The 22,593-nt window shown below is 45.0% G+C and carries 24 protein-coding genes; 19 read left to right on the top strand and 5 right to left on the bottom strand.

Annotated features, from left to right (window positions below; translation table 11 throughout):
* Positions 1-63 precede the first annotated feature (63 nt).
* Positions 64-615, top strand: coding sequence for a lactoylglutathione lyase (gene gloA, locus OS145_RS03560; RefSeq protein ID WP_006954770.1), 552 nt, complete (start codon positions 64-66; stop codon positions 613-615).
* Here the strand turns inward: gloA and OS145_RS03555 are convergent.
* A complete protein-coding gene (locus tag OS145_RS03555) occupies positions 595-1,083 on the bottom strand; it encodes a protein tyrosine phosphatase family protein (RefSeq protein ID WP_006954768.1) in 489 nt (162 codons plus the stop codon). The two genes, gloA and OS145_RS03555, sit on opposite strands and share 21 nt — an antisense overlap.
* A gap of 56 nt (positions 1,084-1,139) precedes the next feature.
* On the opposite strand from OS145_RS03555, the gene OS145_RS03550 reads away from it, so the two are divergent.
* The 16 genes from OS145_RS03550 (at position 1,140) to glmS (ending at position 16,734) form a co-directional block, all read left to right on the top strand.
* Entirely contained in the window at positions 1,140-1,601 is a 462-nt protein-coding gene (locus tag OS145_RS03550; protein WP_006954766.1) for a flavodoxin domain-containing protein, read from the top strand.
* 454 nt (positions 1,602-2,055) lie between these two features.
* Complete coding sequence (gene mnmG / locus OS145_RS03545; protein WP_006954764.1) at positions 2,056-3,951, top strand: tRNA uridine-5-carboxymethylaminomethyl(34) synthesis enzyme MnmG; 1,896 nt, start codon at positions 2,056-2,058, stop codon at positions 3,949-3,951.
* Positions 3,952-3,960: 9 nt separating this feature from the next.
* Complete coding sequence (gene rsmG / locus OS145_RS03540; RefSeq protein WP_165477439.1) at positions 3,961-4,602, top strand: 16S rRNA (guanine(527)-N(7))-methyltransferase RsmG; 642 nt, start codon at positions 3,961-3,963, stop codon at positions 4,600-4,602.
* A 20-nt stretch (positions 4,603-4,622) separates the two neighbouring features.
* Entirely contained in the window at positions 4,623-5,420 is a 798-nt protein-coding gene (locus tag OS145_RS03535) for a ParA family protein (RefSeq protein WP_006954761.1), read from the top strand.
* Between the two features lie 32 nt (positions 5,421-5,452).
* Positions 5,453-6,349 carry a ParB/RepB/Spo0J family partition protein gene (locus tag OS145_RS03530; protein ID WP_006954760.1) on the top strand — a complete coding sequence of 299 codons (897 nt, stop codon included), beginning with the start codon at positions 5,453-5,455 and terminating at the stop codon, positions 6,347-6,349.
* Between the two features lie 161 nt (positions 6,350-6,510).
* Entirely contained in the window at positions 6,511-6,897 is a 387-nt protein-coding gene (locus tag OS145_RS03525) for an ATP synthase subunit I (RefSeq protein ID WP_006954758.1), read from the top strand.
* A 12-nt stretch (positions 6,898-6,909) separates the two neighbouring features.
* Positions 6,910-7,707 (top strand): F0F1 ATP synthase subunit A, encoded by a 798-nt coding sequence (atpB, locus tag OS145_RS03520; RefSeq protein ID WP_006954755.1) that lies wholly within the window; start codon positions 6,910-6,912, stop codon positions 7,705-7,707.
* A 54-nt stretch (positions 7,708-7,761) separates the two neighbouring features.
* A complete protein-coding gene (gene atpE, locus OS145_RS03515) occupies positions 7,762-8,019 on the top strand; it encodes a F0F1 ATP synthase subunit C (RefSeq protein WP_006954753.1) in 258 nt (85 codons plus the stop codon).
* A gap of 37 nt (positions 8,020-8,056) precedes the next feature.
* Positions 8,057-8,527, top strand: coding sequence for a F0F1 ATP synthase subunit B (gene atpF, locus OS145_RS03510; RefSeq protein WP_006954751.1), 471 nt, complete (start codon positions 8,057-8,059; stop codon positions 8,525-8,527).
* A gap of 17 nt (positions 8,528-8,544) precedes the next feature.
* Positions 8,545-9,078, top strand: a complete 534-nt coding sequence (gene atpH, locus OS145_RS03505) for a F0F1 ATP synthase subunit delta (RefSeq protein WP_006954748.1) — start codon at positions 8,545-8,547, stop codon at positions 9,076-9,078.
* A 14-nt stretch (positions 9,079-9,092) separates the two neighbouring features.
* Positions 9,093-10,634, top strand: coding sequence for a F0F1 ATP synthase subunit alpha (gene atpA, locus OS145_RS03500; protein WP_006954745.1), 1,542 nt, complete (start codon positions 9,093-9,095; stop codon positions 10,632-10,634).
* Positions 10,635-10,689: 55 nt separating this feature from the next.
* Positions 10,690-11,556, top strand: coding sequence for a F0F1 ATP synthase subunit gamma (atpG, locus tag OS145_RS03495; protein ID WP_006954744.1), 867 nt, complete (start codon positions 10,690-10,692; stop codon positions 11,554-11,556).
* Positions 11,557-11,597: 41 nt separating this feature from the next.
* Positions 11,598-12,983 (top strand): F0F1 ATP synthase subunit beta, encoded by a 1,386-nt coding sequence (gene atpD, locus OS145_RS03490; protein ID WP_006954743.1) that lies wholly within the window; start codon positions 11,598-11,600, stop codon positions 12,981-12,983.
* A 17-nt stretch (positions 12,984-13,000) separates the two neighbouring features.
* Positions 13,001-13,417, top strand: a complete 417-nt coding sequence (locus tag OS145_RS03485) for a F0F1 ATP synthase subunit epsilon (RefSeq protein ID WP_006954742.1) — start codon at positions 13,001-13,003, stop codon at positions 13,415-13,417.
* Positions 13,418-13,528: 111 nt separating this feature from the next.
* Positions 13,529-14,899 carry a bifunctional UDP-N-acetylglucosamine diphosphorylase/glucosamine-1-phosphate N-acetyltransferase GlmU gene (gene glmU / locus OS145_RS03480; RefSeq protein ID WP_006954741.1) on the top strand — a complete coding sequence of 457 codons (1,371 nt, stop codon included), beginning with the start codon at positions 13,529-13,531 and terminating at the stop codon, positions 14,897-14,899.
* Positions 14,900-14,901: 2 nt separating this feature from the next.
* Positions 14,902-16,734, top strand: coding sequence for a glutamine--fructose-6-phosphate transaminase (isomerizing) (gene glmS / locus OS145_RS03475; RefSeq protein ID WP_006954740.1), 1,833 nt, complete (start codon positions 14,902-14,904; stop codon positions 16,732-16,734).
* Positions 16,735-16,821: 87 nt separating this feature from the next.
* Here the strand turns inward: glmS and OS145_RS03470 are convergent, their stop codons facing one another.
* Both OS145_RS03470 and OS145_RS03465 read right to left on the bottom strand, forming a co-directional pair.
* Positions 16,822-17,295, bottom strand: coding sequence for a hypothetical protein (locus OS145_RS03470; RefSeq protein ID WP_131382123.1), 474 nt, complete (start codon positions 17,293-17,295; stop codon positions 16,822-16,824).
* Between the two features lie 411 nt (positions 17,296-17,706).
* Entirely contained in the window at positions 17,707-18,777 is a 1,071-nt protein-coding gene (locus tag OS145_RS03465; RefSeq protein WP_006954738.1) for a hypothetical protein, read from the bottom strand.
* Positions 18,778-18,965: 188 nt separating this feature from the next.
* Between OS145_RS03465 and OS145_RS03460 the strand changes: the two genes are divergently transcribed.
* The gene (locus OS145_RS03460) at positions 18,966-19,853 is read left to right on the top strand and encodes a cation diffusion facilitator family transporter (RefSeq protein WP_040487614.1); all 888 of its coding nucleotides are present in this window, start codon (positions 18,966-18,968) and stop codon (positions 19,851-19,853) included.
* A gap of 14 nt (positions 19,854-19,867) precedes the next feature.
* A complete protein-coding gene (locus OS145_RS03455) occupies positions 19,868-20,443 on the top strand; it encodes a glutathione S-transferase family protein (protein ID WP_006954736.1) in 576 nt (191 codons plus the stop codon).
* Here the strand turns inward: OS145_RS03455 and OS145_RS03450 are convergent.
* Positions 20,440-22,086: an acetolactate synthase large subunit gene (locus OS145_RS03450; RefSeq protein ID WP_006954735.1), complete on the bottom strand. Its 1,647-nt coding sequence runs from the start codon at positions 22,084-22,086 to the stop codon at positions 20,440-20,442. The genes OS145_RS03455 and OS145_RS03450 overlap by 4 nt on opposite strands.
* 114 nt (positions 22,087-22,200) lie before the next feature.
* Positions 22,201-22,587: a DUF4168 domain-containing protein gene (locus tag OS145_RS03445; protein WP_006954729.1), complete on the bottom strand. Its 387-nt coding sequence runs from the start codon at positions 22,585-22,587 to the stop codon at positions 22,201-22,203.
* Positions 22,588-22,593 lie beyond the last annotated feature (6 nt).

Raw genomic sequence — 22,593 nt, 5'->3', positions numbered from 1 at the left:
TGAAATTTAATGTCTTATTCCCAATTTCTAGTAATTCACACATTGTTGTCTTAGGAGCATTCCATGAGTCGTCATTTTGACCAAGCTAAGGGGTTATCAGAACATCACGATCCCGCAACCCACAAATTTGTTTTCAATCAGACGATGTTTCGTATTAAAGATCCCGAGCGTACTTTAAAGTTCTATTCAGAGGTACTCGGCATGACGCTTATCAAGCGTTTGGACTTCCCTGAGATGAAGTTCACGCTCTATTTCATGGCCTCAATCTCGCCCGAAGAACGCAGTCATTGGTCAACCGATCACGATGAACGCATCGTTCAAACCTTTGGCCGACCCGCCATGCTAGAACTTACGCATAACTGGGGAGATGAGAACGATGACAACGTGTCGTATCACAGCGGTAACCAAGAGCCAAAGGGGTTTGGTCATATCGGCTTTGCCGTGCCCGACATTGACTCCGCCTGCGAGCGCTTTGAAGAGCTCGGCGTTGAATTCCAGAAAAAACCTAATGATGGCAACATGAAAGGCATTGCTTTTATTAAAGATCCCGATGGCTACTGGATCGAGATCTTTACTCCGAATCGCCAACCAGATTTATTGCGCGAGCATCTCTGATACCGTCTTTTCGAGCGAGGTTAAACCTCGCTCACGCCCTATTTTGAGCGCTAGGTCTTTTTCCTTTCCATCGAGCCACGCTGCACGCAGTGCAAACAAAGCACCCACTCGATTACCCGATGCACAATGCACGAGCACATTTTTATCTTTATGCTCAAGTAACACTTTATCCAACAAGCGCACCTTTGCGAGTGTCAAACCATCAGCGCCTGGAATTGCAACATGGTAAAACGCCATGCCGTTTTCTGTTACCCATGTCGATTCAGCTGTTTGTGATTGTTCTGGTACAGACAACAGACTGATTACGATATCGCCGCCTTGTTGAGAAAAGTATTCAATAACCTCCTCACGAGGCATTCCCATTACCCACAAATTCTGTTCAACTTGCTTTGCAGTCTCAATACCTTTGGCCATGGAAAATATAGGCAAACTCAATATGACAACTGCGAATAGATAAATTGCACGCATGGTTTTTCACTCCTGTACAATACGAGTATCTGTCACAACTATTTAAGCATTTTACGATGACGAATACGATACATATATTGGTAGGCACCACGTCGGGCAACACTGAAGCGTTAGCCGACCACGTTCAAGAAATTCTAGAAAGTCATGATCTTTCTACCCAGATGCATTACGAACCCACTTTCGATGATTTACCCAAATCAGGTATTTGGCTGATCTTCCTAGCCACTCACGGAGCAGGCGACTATGCCGATTCAATGCTTGATTTCTATGATGTCATCGCTTCTACGAATGCCCCTTTATTGCCTGATCTTAGCTATGCGGTCTGTGCCATCGGTGAATCTTGTTATGACACTTTTTGTGAAGCCGGTCGACATTGCGATAAAAAGCTCAGCGTTTTGAATGCCACACGACTATTTGAACGATTAGAGATCGACATGATGGAAGATGATCCTGAAGACAAAGTATCAAAATGGGTTACTGAATTGATCGATAAATTGCGATCATACCCACAAGATTGATCGCGTATTTTATGGGGTTTGCAACACGATCACGTGATCGTATCCACAGTTCTATACACAAATTTTTTTACTTGTGATCAAAATAAGGATAAGCAGACATAAGCGCTGTCATTGAATTGGGTATAACTGTGGGGATAACTCAAGCTGTGTATAAACACCCTAGTTATCCACGATCTATGATCGCAGTTTAAGGGATCTTTTTCACATGTTTTGATCGCTCTAAAAAGCAGTAAAAATAAGACTTGTAGCGATCTATTCACAGAAAAAGCGATCCTAATAGAAACAATAATAAAGATCTAAATAAAGATCCTTTACTGATCTTTATTGATCGAGCATAGCTTTACAGTCTGAATAAAAAATAACCGTTTCGATCACAGCCAAAACGCGTTAAAATACGCGGTTCACTGATGATGATCAGTTTTATCTTTATCTCCTTTCATCGAGGTTGTTCTGAATGTTGAAAAATAACGCCCAAACCTATGACGTCATCGTCGTCGGTGGTGGACATGCAGGTACCGAAGCAGCGCTAGCCGCAGCTCGCATGGGATCGCGTACTTTATTGCTAACGCATAACATTGATACGTTGGGACAAATGTCATGTAACCCAGCGATCGGTGGTATTGGTAAAGGGCATTTGGTCAAAGAGATCGATGCACTCGGCGGTATCATGGCAAAAGCCGCTGACAAAGCAGGTATTCAATTCAGAACATTGAACTCGTCGAAAGGCCCTGCGGTGCGGGCTACGCGAGCGCAAGCCGATCGTCAACTATATAAGCAAGCAATCCGTTATGCGTTGGAGACCCAACCTAACTTAACGTTATTTCAGCAAGGCTGTGACGATCTGATCGTAGAAAATGATCAGGTGACGGGTGTAGTGACCCAAATGGGGCTCAAATTCCATGCTCGAGCAGTCGTACTTACAGTGGGCACTTTTCTTGGTGGTCGGATCCATATTGGTTTAGATAATTACCAAGGCGGTCGTGCAGGGGATCCACCAGCAAATGCCCTATCACAACGTTTACGTGCGTTACCACTTCGTGTTGATCGCTTGAAGACAGGTACTCCACCTCGTATTGCAAGTCATTCAATTGATTTTTCAGTCATGCAAGAACAACCCGGTGACACACCAACACCCGTGTTCTCGTACTTAGGAAGTCGCGCTGATCATCCTCAACAGATCCCTTGCTATATTACACATACCAATGAGCAAACTCATGATGTGATTCGTTCAGGACTCGATCGTTCACCCATGTATTCGGGCGAGATTGAAGGTGTTGGACCGCGTTACTGCCCTTCAATAGAGGACAAAATTGTCCGTTTTGCGGACAAAACTTCGCATCAAATATTTGTAGAGCCTGAGGGTCTCAATACGTTTGAAGTGTATCCCAACGGGATCTCAACGAGTTTGCCTTTTGACGTTCAACAGCAATTGGTTCAGTCAATTCGTGGTTTCGAGAATGCTGTGATTACACGTCCTGGTTATGCGATCGAGTATGATTATTTTGATCCACGAGATCTCAAGCAGTCACTGGAAACTAAAGTGATTAATGGTTTGTTTTTTGCTGGTCAAATCAATGGCACCACTGGTTATGAAGAAGCAGGTGCACAAGGTTTGATAGCTGGCCTAAATGCAGCACGTTTAGCTCAAGATAAAGAAACGTGGTCTCCTCGTCGTGATCAAGCTTACATGGGCGTACTCATTGATGATCTGTCGACTTTGGGTACGCAAGAGCCCTATCGTATGTTTACATCACGAGCAGAATATAGACTATTATTGCGTGAAGATAATGCGGATATTCGCTTAACTGAAACAGGTCGTGAACTTGGTTTGGTTGATGATGAACGTTGGCAAGCGTTTAATTTAAAAATGGAAGCTATCGAGCAAGAAAAGCAGCGCTTGCGTAGCACTTGGGTTCATAAAGATCACCCAGAAATTGATAGTATTAACGCCTTTGTGAAAAGTCCGATAACAAAAGAGGTCAGTGGTGAGGAGCTACTACGTCGACCAGAAGTAAACTATCAGCAGTTGGTTAAAACACCGTTCTTTGCGCCGGGTTTAAGTGATTCAGCTGCAGCCGAACAGGTTGAGATTCAAACTAAATATGCAGGCTATATTTCACGGCAGCAAGATGAGATTGCTAAGCAACAACGCCATGAAAATACGCGTTTACCTAATCAGTTTGATTATACGAGCATTAAAGGTCTCTCTAACGAGGTGATTGCTAAATTGAACCAACACCAACCTGAAACCGTTGGTAAAGCTGCTCGAATTTCAGGTATTACACCTGCAGCAATTTCAATGTTGCTCGTACATCTTAAAAAGCAAGGTTTGCTCAGAAAAAGCGCGTAAGGGATGAGTTTGAAAGAAAAATTAGAGAGGTTACTTGCACAAACGGATGATTCTGTCCGTGGCACAGTGTCAGATGAACAAGTGGTTAAACTTGTGCAACTGGTTGAATTGCTGGATAAATGGAATAAAGCGTATAATCTGACATCAGTCCGTGATCCAAATGAAATGCTTACTAAGCATATCATTGATAGCCTTGTGGTAATGCCACATTTAAAAGGTGAGCAATTTATTGATGTAGGCACAGGTCCGGGCTTACCTGGCTTGCCATTGGCTATTTGTATGCCACACTGTGAATTCGTATTGTTAGATAGCTTAGGTAAACGAATTCGCTTTATCAGGCAAGTTTGTCATGAACTTAATATCGAGAATGTAACTGCCGTACAAAGCCGAGTAGAAGCTTATGATAGTCGCTTACACGATTTTGACGGTGTGTTGAGTAGAGCCTTTGCCTCGCTTAATGATATGCTTTCATGGTGTCATCATTTACCAAAGCCGTCAGGGCGATTTTATGCGCTCAAAGGTATGTATCCAGAGCAAGAGATAGCTGACCTTGACACCCAATACGGTATTGATGAAATCAACCGATTGATGGTGCCCGGCTTGGAAGGCGAGCGGCACATGGTTATTATCCGTCCAATTAACGCCCATTAATAATAAGAGGTGATGCACCCGTGGCTACAACTATTGCGATAGCTAATCAAAAAGGCGGCGTGGGCAAAACGACCACCGCAGTGAATTTGGCTGCATCCATGGCTGCAACCAAGCGTAAAGTTCTACTCATTGATTTAGATCCTCAAGGCAATGCGACTATGGGTAGCGGTGTTGATAAGTATGAAGTCGATAGCACCGTGTATGAATTGTTAGTGGACGAAAAACCCATTAAAGAAGTGGTTGTTACCGATACTAACGGCAAATATCATCTTATCGCTGCAAACTCTGATGTCACAGCCGCAGAAATCAAATTAATGGAATTTTTTGCGCGCGAAGTACGGCTTCGAAACGCACTTAAGAGCGTGCAAGACGATTATGACTTTATTTTTATCGACTGCCCTCCTTCCTTAAATATGTTGACCGTTAATGCGATGGCAGCAGCCGATTCTATTCTTGTACCGATGCAGTGCGAGTATTATGCATTAGAGGGACTGACTGCGTTAATGGAGACAATCCGACAGCTTGCTGAAGTGGTTAATTCAAGCCTGACAATTGAAGGCATTCTGCGTACGATGTACGACCCGCGTAATCGCTTAGCTAATGATGTATCAGAACAGCTTAAGCAACATTTTGGTGAAAAAGTTTATCGCACGGTTATTCCACGTAACGTACGGTTGGCTGAGGCCCCTTCGTTTGGTGCCCCGGCCATGTATTATGATAAGTCATCAACTGGTGCAAAAGCTTATTTATCACTTGCTGGAGAGATCATCCGGCGAGCTGAAAAGCTGGAAAAAGAGCAGCAATCGGTTAATTCATAAAAACGAGTAGTAGGGTTTGAGGAAATAAATATATGTCGCCGAAAAAACGTGGTTTAGGTCGTGGATTAGACGCTTTATTGACGAGCAATTCGGCGAGTCAACAACGCCAAGATGGTCATCAGCCACCCGTGGAAGATGAACAACATACGTTGGTTAAAGGTGAACTTCAAAAGCTACCTATCGAGCAACTGCAACCTGGACGTTATCAACCGCGTAAAGATATGTCTCCTGAGGCACTTGAAGATCTCGCTGCTTCGGTAAAAGCACAGGGTATAATTCAGCCTATCGTGGTGCGTATCATCGCAGACGATGAATATGAAATCATTGCTGGTGAGCGCCGCTGGCGAGCCGCGCAATTAGCTAAACTTGAATTGGTTCCCTGCTTGGTAAAAGACGTGCCAGACGAAGCTGCCGTGGCGATTGCTTTAATTGAAAACATCCAGCGCGAAGATCTTAATGCGATGGAGGAGGCAACGGCACTCCAACGACTACTTGATGAATTTAATATGACACATCAAGACGTCGCGCAAGCGGTTGGTAAATCTCGCACTACGGTGACTAATCTTTTGCGCCTCAATAATTTAGAGGCGAGCGTTAAGTTGCTACTTGAACGTGGCGATATTGAACTCGGGCACGCTAAATTATTATTAGCGCTCGAAGGTGAACAGCAAGCGAGCGTTGCTCAGCATATTGCTGCAAAAGATATGACGGTGCGCGAAGCTGAAAAATTAGTTCGCAAAACCATTGAACCTCCCAAACAACAAGACAAACCTCAACCTGATGCTGATATCGAACGCCTTGAGGCATCCTTATCAGAGCGCTTGGGCGCAAAAGTTGCTATCAATCATGGCCGAAAAGGTAAAGGAAAAGTCGTTATCAATTACACTAACTTAGATGAGTTAGATGGCATATTAGCGCACATAAAATAAGACCCTTGTCACATTTGTAACGGGTATGTTAAGTAGCATTAAACTCAAAGGCTGTAGGCAAATTTGTTTGCATTTAGCGGGCAGATCTTTATACTAGCGCGAGTTTATTTGCGCCTGTTTAAAAATAGGTCAACACCCAAATTTTGAAGAAAGGTTCAATAGTGACTCAGCCCCTTGCTTTGGCAGGAAAAAAACTAGCACGAAAAACGGTTTTGAGTCAGTTAGTTGTGTCGTTGTGCACTGCTTTATTGGCCTTTCTTGTGAGCCAAACAGATGCTGCATTAGCCGCTTTATTGGGGAGTTTTTCGGCACTGATTCCCAACGCGCTGTTTGGCTGGATAGCGTTTAGATATGCGGGCGCGCGTGCCAACCAACAAGTGGTCAAAAGTTTTTTTGTTGGTGAGGGCGTCAAGCTAGTACTTACAGCAGTACTACTGAGTTTAGTTTTACTGCTTACAAATTCTAATGCATTGTGGTTATTAACCGGCTTTATTCTAGCCGTTGTTGCACAGTGGATTGCACCGATTTTGTTTTTAAAATCAACGTAACTGGGAAACAACATGGTAAGTGGAGAGCAAACTCCGACTCAGTATATCAAACACCACCTTCAAAACTGGACGGTTGGTGAAGGATTCTGGGCGGTAAATGTCGATACTATCTTCTGGTCCGTGTTACTAGGTGTGCTATTTCTGTGGAGTTTCCGCAGAGTAGCCAAAAAATCCTCTGCGGGGGTACCTGGTAAGTGGCAATGCTTTGTCGAAATGGTTGTCGAGTTTGTCGATAACAGCGTCAAAGAGTCATTCCACGGCAAAGATAAACTCATTGCACCTTTAGCGTTAACCATCTTCGTCTGGATCTTCCTGATGAACTTGATGGACTTAATACCTGTCGATTGGTTGCCTACGGCAGCTATGTACACGGGCTATTGGCTAGGGTTTGTTAATGATCCTCATGACGTGTATTTCAAAGTGGTGCCAACCACCGATTTGAATACTACATTCGCACTGAGCTTAAGTGTTTTTGCTTTGATCATTATCTATTCGATCAAATACAAAGGCATCAAGGGCTTTGCCAAAGAAATGACGTTTACGCCATTTAATCACTGGGCGCTTGTCCCTGTGAACTTTGTGCTCGAGAGTATCACGCTACTCGCTAAGCCGGCGTCGCTGGCACTGCGTTTGTTTGGTAACCTCTACGCCGGTGAATTGATCTTTATTTTGATTGCCATGATGGGGCTGTTCCAGTTACCAGCGCACTTTATCTGGGCGGCGTTCCACATCATAGTTATTACTTTGCAGGCATTTATTTTTATGATGTTGACCATTGTTTATCTAAGCATGGCATCATCTGAACACTAAGTTTGGTTTTACTTTTATTTTTTAACTTTAATCTACTGAAAATTGGAGATATCAATGGAAACTGTAGTTGCTTTTACCGCTATCGCTGTATCAATCATGATCGGTCTTGCTGCACTAGGTACAGCGCTTGGCTTCGGTATGTTGGGTGGCAAATTCTTGGAAGCGGCCGCTCGTCAACCAGAACTAGCGCCTCAATTACAAGTTAAAATGTTCATCGTTGCGGGCCTTATCGATGCTATCGCTATGATCGGTGTTGCGGTTGCTTTGCTATTCACATTCGCAAACCCGTTCTTAACTCAGGTAGCAGGCTAAGCGCGATTCGACGGTCACCAAATAAAGGAGGTCCGTTGTGGATATCAACGCTACTATAATTGGACAAACGATCGCGTTCGCCGTGTTCGTGTGGTTCTGCATGAAGTTCGTGTGGCCACCGATCATCAAGGCAATTGAAGAACGTCAGAAGAAAATTGCTGACGGGCTTAGTGCTGGCGAACGTGCTCAAAAAGATTTAGAAAAAGCCCAGGAAGACATCGCTGAGCAGCTTAAAGAGGCGAAGCAGCAAGCGGCTGAAATCATTGAGCAGGCTAAGAAACGTGGCGCAAAAATCGTTGAGGACGAAACTCAGCGTGGTCACGAAGAACGCGAGAAAATCGTCGCGTCTGGTCATGAGGAAGTCGAAGCTGAACGCCATCGTGCTCGTGAAGAGTTGCGTAAGCAAGTCGCTGTTCTAGCTGTGACTGGTGCTCAGAAAATTATCGAGCGTGAGATTGATGAGAACGCTCATCGCGACATCGTTGAAAAACTGGTCGCTGAACTTTAATCAAGGGGTTTGAGCTTATGTCAGAACTGACTACTGTCGCTCGCCCCTACGCAAAAGCAGCTTTTGATTTTGCTTTGCAACAAGGAGCGCTCGATAAGTGGGCCGAGATGTTGTCTTTTGCCGCTTCAGTGGCGCAAGATGACCGTATGGCGAGCTTTTTGAGTAGCTCTGCTACCGTTGGTCGCACGAGTGAGGTGTTTATCGGTGTTTGCGGAGACGCATTAACCGAACAAGCACAGAATCTTATCAAGGTGATGGCAGAAAACGAACGTTTAACTGCCCTGCCAGCGGTGTTGGAACAATTTAACGTGCTCCGTGCTGATTACGAAAAGGAAATTGTCGTAGATGTAACGGGTGCGGTCGAAATGTCGGATGCTCAGCAAGCTGAGCTTTCTAAGGCACTCGAAGCACGTTTGCAACGCAAAATTAAGCTGAACTGCAGTGTAGATGCGTCAATGATTGGCGGATTAACCATTCAAGCAGGCGATACCGTGATTGACGGTTCACTGCGTGGCAAGCTAGAACGTCTTGCCTATGCACTGCAATCCTAATTGGGGACTTGAGCATGCAACTGAATTCAAATGAAATCGCAGAACTAATCAAAGAGCGTATTGAGAAGTTCGAAGTCACCAGCGAAGCGCGCAACGAAGGTACCATCATGTCTGTACAAGACGGTATCATTCGCGTTCACGGCCTTGCAGACTGCTTGCAAGGTGAGATGATCGAGCTTCCTGGAAACCGCTACGCTATCGCACTGAACCTTGAGCGTGACTCTGTTGGTGCGGTTGTAATGGGCCCTTATGCTGACTTGCAAGAGGGTGTAAAAGTTAAATCTACGGGTCGTATTCTTGAAGTACCTGTTGGTAACAAGTTGCTTGGCCGTGTAGTTAACACGCTTGGTCAACCTATCGACGGTAAAGGTCCTATCGAAGCGGAAGCTTACGAGCCTGTCGAAAAAATTGCACCGGGTGTTATCGATCGTCAATCTGTTGATGAGCCAGTACAAACCGGCTACAAATCAATCGACTCGATGATCCCAGTCGGTCGTGGTCAACGTGAGTTGATCATCGGTGACCGTCAAACCGGTAAAACGGCTTTAGCAGTTGACGCAATCATCAACCAGAAAAACTCTGGAATTAAATGTGTTTACGTCGCAATCGGCCAGAAAAACTCAACGATTTCTGCAGTTGTTCGTAAGCTGGAAGAGCACGGCGCATTGGAAAACACCATTGTTGTAGCCGCTTCTGCTTCTGAATCTGCGGCGCTTCAGTACTTGTCAGCATACTCTGGCTGTACTATGGGTGAGTTCTTCCGTGACCGCGGTGAAGACGCATTAATTATTTATGATGATTTGTCGAAGCAAGCAGTTGCTTATCGTCAAATTTCATTGCTACTGCGTCGTCCTCCAGGTCGTGAAGCATTCCCTGGTGACGTTTTCTATCTACATTCGCGTCTACTTGAGCGCGCTGCTCGCGTCAACGCTGACTATGTAGAAAAGCACACCAACGGTGAAGTGAAAGGTAAAACAGGTTCTTTGACCGCATTACCTATCATTGAAACACAAGCGGGTGACGTATCTGCGTTCGTACCGACTAACGTGATTTCAATCACTGACGGTCAGATCTTCCTTGAAACTGACCTGTTCAACTCAGGTATTCGCCCAGCGGTTAACGCGGGTATCTCAGTTTCTCGTGTTGGTGGTGCTGCACAGACTAAGATCATCAAGAAATTGGGCGGCGGTATCCGTCTAGCCTTGGCTCAGTACCGTGAATTGGCAGCCTTTGCTCAGTTCGCATCTGACCTTGATGAATCGACTCGTGCTCAACTTGAGCATGGCCAGCGCGTCACCGAGTTGATGAAGCAGAAGCAATATAAGCCTATGAGCGTGGCTCAAATGGCTGTATCAATTTACGCCGTTGAGAAAGGCTTCCTGAAAGATGTGGCTATCGACAAAATCATGGATTTTGAAGAGTCTCTACAATCATTCATGGCGAGCGAATACTCTGAGCTGATGGCTGAAATTGATAAAACCGGAAACTATAACGACGACATCGATAGCCAATTGAAAGCGGCACTTGAGAAATTCAAGCAAACGCAATCATGGTAATTGGCGGTGGCCGCTAGTAAGCGGCCATTTGTCGTTGAGTTAAAGGAGAATCATCATGGCCAGCGGTAAAGAGATAAAGACACAGATCTCGAGTATCGGTAATACTCAGAAGATCACTAGCGCTATGGAGATGGTGGCTGCGTCAAAAATGAAAAAGGCGCAGGAACGTATGGATGAAAGTCGTCCATACGCGGACACCATTCGCAAAGTGATTGGTCATGTCGCACGCGGAAACATTGAGTATCGTCATCCATTTATGGAAGAACGCGAGGTGAAGCGTGTGGGCTACATTGTTATTTCTACCGACCGTGGTTTATGTGGTGGCCTTAACTCTAACGAGTTTAAAGCCGTCGTAAAACACGCAAACGAGTGGAAAGAACAAGGCATTGAGGCTGATTTTGCAGCCATCGGAAGTAAAGCAACCGGCTTTTTCAAACGTTTTGGTGGTAAGTTGCAAGCCCAAGTATCGGGTCTAGGTGACAAGCCAGAACTTAAAGAAATTACAGGTTCTGTCCAAATTATGTTGGACGCTTTTGAAGAAGGCAAAATCGACCGCTTGTACGTGGTGTACAACAAGTTCGTTAACACCATGACACAAGAGCCGACCATTCACCAATTGCTGCCATTGCCGCAAGCGGAAAAGGACGAAAATGTCCAAACGGGTAGCTGGGACTACTTGTACGAGCCAAACCCTGAAAGCATTCTCGACACGCTTATTCGTCGATATGTTGAGACCCAGGTGTATCAGGGTGTTGTAGATAACTTCGCCAGTGAGCAAGCTGCTCGTATGATTGCGATGAAAGCTGCAACTGACAATGCTGAAGACCTTATTGATAAGCTTCAGCTGCAGTACAACAAAGCTCGTCAGGCAGCGATTACGCAAGAAATATCGGAAATCGTCTCCGGCGCCGAAGCGGTATAACGCGGCAACGGTAAAAGAATTGAAGAGTTAGAGGAATAGTCATGAGTCAAGGTAAAGTCGTACAGATTATCGGCGCCGTTGTGGACTTTGAGTTTCCACAAGACGCAGTGCCAAAAGTATACGACGCATTGAAAGTGACCGAAGGTAACCTTGAAGGCCTAGTGCTAGAAGTTCAGCAGCAGCTAGGTGGTGGTATTGTTCGTGCCATCGCAATGGGTACTACCGACGGTTTGCGTCGCGGCATCATCGCTGAAAACACCGGTGAGCCGATCATGGTTCCAGTGGGTAAGAAAACCCTGGGCCGTATTATGAACGTATTAGGTCAGCCTATCGATGAAGCGGGCCCTATCGGTGAAGAAGAGCGTATGTCTATTCACCGCGCAGCACCTACGTACGAAGAGCAGTCAAACACCAGCGATTTGCTTGAGACAGGTATCAAAGTTATCGACTTGATCTGTCCTTTTGCAAAAGGTGGTAAAGTTGGCTTGTTCGGTGGTGCGGGTGTTGGTAAAACCGTAAACATGATGGAGCTTATCCGTAACATCGCTATCGAGCACAGCGGCTACTCAGTATTCGCCGGTGTTGGTGAGCGTACTCGTGAGGGTAATGACTTCTATCACGAAATGAACGATTCAAACGTTCTCGACAAAGTATCATTGGTTTATGGTCAGATGAACGAGCCACCGGGCAACCGTTTACGTGTTGCATTGACCGGTTTGACCATCGCGGAGAAATTCCGTGACGAAGGTCGCGATGTATTGTTCTTCGTTGATAACATCTACCGTTACACCCTAGCCGGTACGGAAGTATCTGCATTGTTGGGTCGTATGCCATCAGCAGTAGGTTATCAGCCTACATTGGCTGAGGAGATGGGCGTACTTCAGGAACGTATTACGTCAACCAAAACAGGCTCAATCACCTCGGTTCAAGCCGTATACGTACCTGCGGATGACTTGACGGATCCATCACCAGCAACAACCTTTGCTCACTTGGACGCAACTGTTGTACTTAACCGTGATATCGCATCATTGGGTATCTACCCTGCGGTTGACCCATTGGATTCAACCTCGCGTCAGCTCGACCCACTGGTTATCGGTGAAGAGCACTACGACACAGCGATGGGTGTGCAAGAAGTACTTCAACGCTATAAAGAGTTGAAAGACATCATTGCTATCTTGGGTATGGATGAGTTATCTGAAGAAGATAAGCGTACCGTTGCTCGTGCACGTAAGATCCAGCGTTTCTTATCACAGCCGTTCTTCGTAGCAGAAGTATTTACAGGAGCACCTGGTAAGTACGTATCGCTCAAAGATACTATCGCTGGCTTCAAGGGCATCCTTGAAGGTGACTACGATGATCTTCCAGAGCAAGCTTTCTACATGGTAGGTACCATCGAAGAAGCGATTGAAAAAGCCAAAAACCTGTAACCAACTGGGAGGTTTAAATGGCGACACAAACGTTAAATCTGGAAATCGTGAGTGCAGAACGTCGGTTGTTTACCGGCGTTGTGCAGACGGTCCAGGTGTCGGGTAGCGAAGGTGAACTGGGTATTTACCCAGGACACGCACCCTTACTGACCAAAATCAAACCAGGAATGGTTCGTTTTTTGAGTGAGGAAGGTCAAGAAGAACTGCTGTATGTTGCCGGTGGTGTTCTTGAAGTGCAACCAGGTCAAGTGATTGTTCTTGCTGATGTTGCTGTACGTGGTCATGAGCTAGATGAGCAAGAAGCTGAAGCAGCGCGTAAGCGTGCGGAAGAAGCGATTGCGGATTCAGGTTCTGACTTGTCGTATGCTGAAGCAATTGCAGAATTATCACGCGCGATGGCGCAACTTGAAGTTATTCGTAAGCTTAGACGTTAAAAATTAGAAAAAAATTACGCAAAAGGCCTTGTTGTTGGTACAACAAGGCCTTTTTTGTATGTAGAATATGTCCGTTTTCAACAAATCGATAACACTAAGGATGTAAAAGATATGAAACTTCGCGTAATCATCTTGGCTGCGGGAAAAGGAACACGGATGCGTTCGAGCCTGCCCAAAGTGTTACACAAGGTTGCTCACAAGCCGATGGTGCAGCACGTAATTGACTGTGCAAAGGTGTTAAAGCCACACGCTATAAATTTAGTTTATGGCCATGGAGGGGAGCAATTAAAAGCGCACGTTTCGGACTCATCCTTGGTGTGGAACGAACAAAAGGAGCAGCTAGGAACCGGGCATGCTGTTCAACAAGTAATGGATGAGCTTCTGCCTGACGAAAAAGTCGCAATCTTATATGGCGATGTTCCTCTGTTAACGCCGGAAACTCTATCTAAACTACTCGACGTTGCTACACGCACCGACTTAGGTCTTCTTACAATGAAGTTAGATGACCCATCTGGTTATGGGCGTATCATTCGTGACAAGGCTACACAGCGTATCGTTGGTATTGTTGAACAGAAAGATGCGAGCGACGAAGAGCTTCAGGTGAACGAAGTAAATACCGGTATCATGGTAGCAAGCGGTGATGCGCTTAAGCGCTGGCTGGGCGCATTAGATAATAATAATGCCCAGCAAGAGTATTATTTAACTGACATTGTTGCTATGGCAGCTAGTGAAGGCGTCGATATCGCCTCAACTCAACCAGGTGAAACAAACGAAGTTGAGGGAGCGAACAACCGTATTCAACTTGCCAGCTTAGAGCGAGCTTACCAGCAAAGAGTTGCGCGCGACTTGATGACCCAAGGCGCTACGTTGATGGATCCGATGCGTTTTGATGTTCGCGGTTCGGTTGTTGTTGGCGAAGATGTGGTAATAGATGTAAATGTTGTGTTTGAAGGGCATGTTGAACTTGGTAATGGTGTCGTTATTGAGCCAAACTGTGTTATTCGAAACGCTAAAATTGGTGCAAACACAGTTATTAAGGCGAACAGCCATATTGAGGATGCTCACATAGAGACCGATTGCCAAGTCGGTCCCTTTGCGCGACTACGTCCAGGCGCGATTATGGAGCGAGGAGCCCTTGTTGGTAATTTCGTAGAGATGAAAAAAACTCGTCTCGGCGAGGGCTCAAAAGCGAATCACTTAACTTACTTAGGTGATACAGAGATCGGTAAACAAGCAAACATCGGTGCAGGTACTATTACTTGTAATTACGATGGTGTTAACAAATCCAAAACCGAAATCGGTGATGGTGCATTTATTGGCTCTAATAGTTCACTAGTCGCACCTGTGAAAATTGGCAAAGAAGCGACTATCGGTGCAGGTTCTGTCGTCACTCGAGATGTTGAAGATCAGCAACTAGCCGTTGCGCGCGGTAAGCAAAGAAACATAGATGGTTGGGAAAGACCAAAGAAAAGGGAACAGTAATTATGTGCGGTATTGTAGGAGCAACGTCTGAGCGACGTGTCAGCGGAATTTTATTAGAAGGTCTTAAACGTCTCGAATATCGAGGTTATGACTCAGCTGGTATTGCTGTTATCGATAAATCTCAACACTTACAAACGATTAAGCGTACAGGTAAAGTTCAAGCGTTAGCAGACGCTATTGATGAGAGTCCAGTTGATGGCACCATAGGTATCGCACATACTCGGTGGGCCACGCATGGTGGCGTGACAGAGAGAAATGCCCACCCTCACCTATCGGAACACGAAATTGCCGTTGTGCATAATGGCATCATCGAAAACCATGAGACTTTGCGCGAGCAACTGCAAGCGTTAGGCTATGAATTTGTGAGTCAGACCGATACCGAAGTAATTGCTCACCTTATCCATCATGAACGTAAAACCCATGATGACTTACTTGATGCGTTGAAAGCGGCTGTAAGACAATTAGAGGGCGCCTACGGAACGGTCGTAATGGATACCAATGATCCTGAACGTTTGGTTGTTGCTCGCTCTGGAAGTCCCCTAGTGATTGGCGTAGGTATTGGTGAAAACTTTGTCGCCTCTGATCAGTTGGCGCTATTACCTGTAACACGCAAGTTTATTTATCTCGAAGAAGGTGACGTTGCCGATATCAACCGTAACGACATCAAAATTTATGATAGCGCTGACGAAGCTGTTGAGCGCGAAGTCGTTGATTCAGATGTCAATTACGATGCAGGCGGTAAAGGTCAGTATCGCCATTTCATGTTGAAAGAAATTCACGAGCAACCTATCGCGGTGCGAAATGCGTTGGAAGGTCGATTATCCGAAACGACCGTGCTTGATGATGCGTTTGGTGAAGGTGCAGCCGAGTTATTTAAGACGGTTGAGCATGTCCAAATCATTGCTTGTGGTACCAGTTACCATGCGGGCATGGTGGCAAAATACTGGCTTGAATCAATGGCAAACATCTCGTGTAATGTAGAGATAGCCTCTGAGTTCAGGTATCGCCAGTCGTTTGTGCGCCCTAACAGTCTGCTTGTGACTATCTCGCAAAGTGGCGAAACGGCGGATACGCTCGCAGCGCTTCGTCTCTCAAAAGAAATGGGCTATCGAGGCAGTCTGACGATTTGTAACGTCGCAACCTCGTCCATGGTACGTGAGTCAGATCTTGCTTTTATGACGCGTGCTGGCGCAGAAATCGGCGTCGCATCAACGAAAGCATTTACTACCCAGCTTACGGGGCTATTAATGCTCACCGTTGCGATTGGTAAGTACCGTGGCATGAACGAACAACAGCAATCCGCTATTGTAAAAGCGTTACAAACCTTACCTGCTAAACTCGAAGAAGCGGTTGAACTCGATGCTGAAATTGAAGCGCTAGCGCCCGACTTTGCAAGCAAGGATCATAGTCTATTCCTTGGACGTGGTAATCAATACCCAATAGCCATGGAAGGTGCGTTAAAGCTCAAAGAGATCTCGTATATTCACGCGGAAGCGTACGCAGCTGGAGAGCTTAAGCATGGCCCATTAGCGTTAATCGACGAAGAGATGCCGGTCATTGTTGTTGCACCTAACAACGAGCTGCTCGAGAAGCTTAAATCAAACGTTGAAGAAGTGCGCGCCCGTGGCGGGATTATGTATGTGTTCTCTGATAAGAACGCACGCTTCACCAGTGATGACACGATGAATGTATTAAATGTCTGTCACTGTGATGAAGTCATCGCGCCTATCGTGTACACCATTCCTCTGCAGTTGTTGTCGTACTACGTGGCTATCATTAAAGGCACCGATGTCGACCAACCAAGAAACCTTGCGAAGTCAGTGACGGTTGAATAACCGTCACTGCGTTTTAAACAACGGCTAATAAGGACATAAAATGTATCTTTTGAGTAACATTAGATGTCCTTTTTTTGCTGGATGACACTAAACTTTCACCTCTAAGTTACCCTGTTCCGTTATATCTACTTTTGTTTTTAAATACTCATAATCTTTTTCAGAAAGGTAAAATCCTGACGGTATTCTGTAACGCTTGTCATTATAGTAAAATAGCATATATGGTGCGCCAAAAAACCTTGTCCATAATGGTTTCCGAAGCACATAAACCATTTTACTAAGTGGAACCTCTTTAGTTTTTCCAAACTTTTTTATGAAAAGACTATTATTTTCTAACCAATACGAAAAAAACGGTTCAGTAATCATTCGAAATGGCATATAAATAAAAACTGCAAAAATCATAAGTGTCATGCCAATGGTCATTTTTGCTTCAAACTGAGTGCCGTCGCCCGTCTTATAAAAATTGATGACTAGATCTTTTTCTGGCCAAATAAAATAGAGGCTACTTAAAAAAAACAACAAAAGAAAAACAAACCAAAAATGATTGAACTTAAATTTAATCACTTGCACAACCTACTTCAATTTTTTAATTAGATTAAAACGATAGTCATTAGGCTTGATATAAAACCCCGTATTTTCCCACTGATAACCTTTATAACGCTAACCGTATTTTATTAAAGAGAAACCAAAATCCGCCACATAATATTGTATAAAGAGGAGGCCAAATAAAGAAAACTATGTTTGAAAGACCGTCCGGTTGGCTGTTACTGATTATCCAATAAAAATAAGTAAAGGATAGAATTAAGGTGATAAGCATAGGCACCCATACTTTAATTTTTATACAGATTAGCGTGATGAGAGCTATGATCGCAACGTGGACTAGTATTAAGGTCATAATGTAGCCTCTGGTAAATTCAACTCTTGACCAATTTGTTGCCGTCAGACGAAAGATAGAAGCCTTTCGGAATCCTATAGCTAGCGGCTATCAACGGTATCAGCTCCATCCGACATCAAGCTACAGGTTGCTCCTAGAATCAATCTGCGTGTTTTATCTTGCGCATCATAAATGTATGCGCATAAATGTGGATTATCGGGATTAACATTAGCTGCAAGTCTAGGCTCTTTCTGTGTTTGTCGAATTGTTTGAGGTGTTTGATAGCTATTCATTGCCACAACAGCACATGGCGACACTTCTCCGCCAAAGTCTTCGAAAAGACTCAGGCTCTTGTTGCCTAGCCGTGTTAACGACTCAGTAGGATTAATAGTCAGCGTATCGCCCTTTAATGTCAGGAGGAATGTTGCTTTCGCAGAGTCTTTTGGGTCCTCCGGATCGGCAAAATTTAAGGATATTGTCGAATTATGAAACGGCTTTCGCTTAATCAAGTAAATAGAAGACTGATTGAGAGTGCCCTTAATAAACCGAGACTGGTTGGCTACCTCGATCGTCGTTGGTTCACTGTTGAAGTCGATTTCGCTGAACAGTTGGCTTGCTTGTTGTTGTAACTGTTTACGCGCATCAACTGAAAAGAAAGACGTTAATCCAAGATATTGAGGGTTATTTGTGCAGACGTGGTTATTAGCTTGCGTGTTATTTGAGTTAAGCCATTGCTGATACTCATCCGTAGTTTTAAACGAACGGCTTAATTGGTCGCCGATATGATCTAATTGTTTATCGATTTGCTTTGCATAGGCAAACAGCTGCTTCGCGAGGTAGGTTTCACTGTTTGTATGAGAGGTCTTTGAGACGTTAAAGGTTTCTGGTTTAATATCGCCTTGCATTAAGCGTGTTACGGGTGCGATCACTTTAAACGCGTCGTACCGAGATGACTCAGGTCGATGTACGATGATGCGATATTCTGAGTAGATGCGTTGATGTTCTTTTTCCGGGTTTTTATTTGTATTAAGAACGATCGTGTTGAAGAACCAGTCACGGAGTTGACCGGTTGTACAATCTTGGCATTGAATGAGAAAAGTAGGTGTTTCAAATGTTTTGCCAAGGGCGTTGAAGCTCGTTAAAAGCAATCCAAGTATAAGAAGTTTTCGCACTGTGTTCTCTCATTTTGATAACATTATTTTTACAATAATATAATAGTACTGTGTTGTCAGCCCAAAATGACGAAGTCAGAGCGACATAAATCGCGATATGCTTCGCATATACGTCTTATCGTGTCATAGTAGTTACTAAACCAACACACACTCTGTTGTCCGTCTCACTGAGTTAACAAGTGGAGTTTATGAGTCACGACCACCATCATCACCATCACCACGATATGTCTTCGAACCGGATTGGTTGGGCATTTTTTCTCAACTTGGCTTTCACCATCATTGAGTTTATTGGTGGTGTTTTAACGAACAGTACAGCGATCCTTGCAGATGCGGTGCACGATCTAGGCGATAGCTTATCTATAGGCCTAGCCTGGTTACTCAACAAGTTCAGTAAGCGGGATCCATCTCGCACCTTCACATACGGGTATCAGCGGCTTTCATTGGTCGGGGCTTTTATTAATGCGGTGATTCTAATTGCCGGTTCGGTCTGGGTGCTTTATACCGCCATCCCTCGCTTATTTGATCCCGTGATGCCCGTTGCTGAAGGAATGATCGGACTGGCGGTTTTTGGTGTCGCCGTTAATGGTTATGCGGCGTTTAAATTAAGTGCAGGTGAGACGCTTAATGAACGCGTATTAAATTGGCACCTGATCGAAGACGTGTTGGGCTGGGTCGCGGTATTGATAGTCTCAATCGTGTTGTATTTTGTCGACTGGCCTATTCTTGACCCTTTGTTATCTATCGGTTTTACCTTATTTATTTTACTTAATGTTATTCGCACTTTGGCCTCTACAGTGAAACTGTTTGTGCAAGCAGCGCCCAGCGAAGAGGCCTATATCGCTATTCAAGAAAAACTGATAAAACTAGATGATGTGCAAGATGCTCATCATATTCACTTTTGGTCGCTTGATGGTGAGCGTCATGTATTAACCGCGCATATTGTGGTTGCGCGTGAGCTGACTGCGGAGCAGCGGGGCCGGCTCAAACTTAATATTTCCGATGCGCTACAAGGCTTTAATTTAGCGCATACTACAATTGAACTTGAGTATCCCGACGAGCCCTGTCGAGACCATTAATAGGAGAGCGGTTTATGGAACTGTTTGGTAGTTATACTTCACCGTATGTACGGCACTGTCGTATTGCCTTTAAAGAAACGGGGTTAGCGTATTCGTTTACCGAGACTGATCACGATATGAGTGCAAAGCTGAGTCCTGCTAAAAAGGTGCCTTTTTTACATCATAACGACCTGCGCTTTTTTGATTCTTCGAGCATATTAAAATATGTGCGTGAAAAGAACGGCGAGCGTTTTTTCGCGGACACCACTGACTTTGACCAGTATTGTTTGGTGAATACAGCGATGGACGCCACCATTAATCTGTTCTTATTGAGCAAGGAAGGTGTGACGCCAGAAAACAATGGCTACATGAAGCGCCAGCATGAGCGCGTGCATGAAATTCTCGCTTTAATGGAGAGCCGTGACCATGCTGTTGCTTATGAGGGACCGCATCCGTTCAGCGATGGTGAACTGCGCTTAGGCTGTTTCCTGAGCTGGGGACTCTTTCGTTCACTGATTTCGTTAAACGAATTCCCCAAGCTGCAGGCATTTTTAGACAAAATTAACGACTATCCTATCTTTGCAGATACGCATCCAAGCCTTAAAGATTAGGCTTGGATCGCTTTTGCGCGTTTAGGAATTTCCTCGTTGAGTAATTCAACATTGCGTGAGTAATCAACGGGAACGTCGATGATGTGCACGCCACCTTTCTCCATGCAGTCACGCATCAGTGGCTGCAATTTTTCTGTTGCTTCTAACCGGTAGCCGTTAGCACCGTAAGCTTCCGCGTATTTGATAAAGTCAGGGTTCTTAAAGTCCAAGCCAAAGTCGTGCAAACCCATGTGCTCTTGTTTCCACTTAATCATACCGTAAGCGCTGTCGTTAAGAATAAGCACAACCAAATCGAGATTCATACGAACAGCGGTTTCGATTTCTTGCGAATTCATCATAAAGCCGCCGTCGCCGCAGATAGAAACTACCTTGCGGTTTGGGTGGACCAGTTTAGCAGCCATGGCAGATGGTAAACCGGCGCCCATCGAGGCCAGTGCATTATCGAGCAACACGGTGTTTGGCTGGCGTGCAGGATAATTGCGAGCAAACCAAATTTTATAAATACCGTTGTCCAACGCAATGATGCCGTCGTCTGGCATAACTTCTCTCACTTCCTCTACTAGGCGCTGAGGTAGCATAGGGAAAGCCTCGTCATGTGCGCCTTCGTCGGTGTGGTCACGCATGTGTTCGCGGACTTTCAGCATAAATTCAAAATCCCAATGAGACTGCGGCTCGATACCTTCTTTAAGCTGCCAAATGCTGTTGCCGATATCGCCAATCATACTGGCGTGTGGGAAATAAACAGAATCGACTTGGGCGCCTTGGAAGTTAATATGAACCACCTTGCGTTGATCAGGTTTCATCATGAATGGCGGTTTCTCAACGACATCGTGGCCGACATTGAGGATTAAGTCAGCTTGTTCTATGGCACGATGTGGGTAATCGCCATCAGATACCGCTGCATTCCCTAACCAACGTGGGTGATCTTCATTAATGACACCTTTACCCATTTGCGTTGTGATAAATGGAATTCCTGTTTTATCGACGAACGCACGAAGCATTTTTGCCGTAATTTTACGGTTGGCTGCGGCACCAATGACGATGAGCGGATGCTTAGCTTCCTTAAGCAGTTTCAAAACGTAATCGACAGACTTATGCTCAGTAATTGGACGACGCGAGTAACTCGGTGTAATTGGGGTAGCATCCACTTCTTCAGCTGCAATATCGTCTGATAGCTCAAGGTGCGCTGCACCTGGTCGTTCATCTTCGGCACGACGGAAAGCCTCCCGCACGTGTGAAGGTATCGTCTTTGCACTGATAATCGGTTGAGTGTACTTGGTGATAGGCGTCATCATATCGATGACATCAATGATCTGGAATTGACCTTGCGGCCGATCTTTTATTGGCTTCTGTCCCGTGATCACGACCATTGGCATCGCACCAAGTTGTGCATAAGCAACGGATGTCACTAAATTGGTCGCTCCAGGCCCAAGTGTTGATAAACAAACCCCCGGCTTTCCTGTCAACCGCCCATAGGTCGCCGCCATAAAGCCCGCAGCTTGCTCATGGCGCGTTAACACCAGTTCAATTGATGAGTTTGAGAGAGATTCAAGTAAATCGAGATTCTCTTCTCCTGGGATACCGAACACATATTGTACACCCTCATTTTCGAGAGCTTTTACCATGAGGTCTGCTGCTTTCACTAAGACACTCCTTTTAAATTCGTGTGAATATTAAATGCTACGTTGTGGAGGTCAATTATGATCAAAAAAGGGCGGTACTATGACCGCCCTTTAAATTAACGTTAACATCGATGCTTACGAGTTACCTTCACCTGAAGTCATTTCTTTAAGGCGAGAACGCAACTCTTTATCGCTTTGAGCGCGTTGAATGATCATGTTGTACTGTTGTGGTGAAAGACCAGAGTCTTTCACTGCTGCGATCATCTCTTTCTGCGCTTCTTGCTGGATGCTACGCGCTTCTTCTTGATTTTCAGCATTTTGAAATTTGTCGCGATATTTCGTCGTTACTTTTTGAACGTCTTCCATTGCAGCGACAAACTTGACCAGCATGCCTTCAGTAATTTTTTGCTGAGCTTGCTGTTGTGCCATTTGATTTTGTGCTGCGTTGTCTTGAGTTTGCGCAGCGGCTGCAGTAGTCGCTAATGTCATTGCTGATGCGATTGCAATCATTGTCTTTTTCATCGTGAA

The sequence above is a fragment of the Idiomarina baltica OS145 genome, from assembly GCF_000152885.1.
GTDB lineage: Bacteria > Pseudomonadota > Gammaproteobacteria > Enterobacterales > Alteromonadaceae > Idiomarina > Idiomarina baltica.
This window is presented reverse-complemented; position numbering and strand designations above follow the sequence as displayed.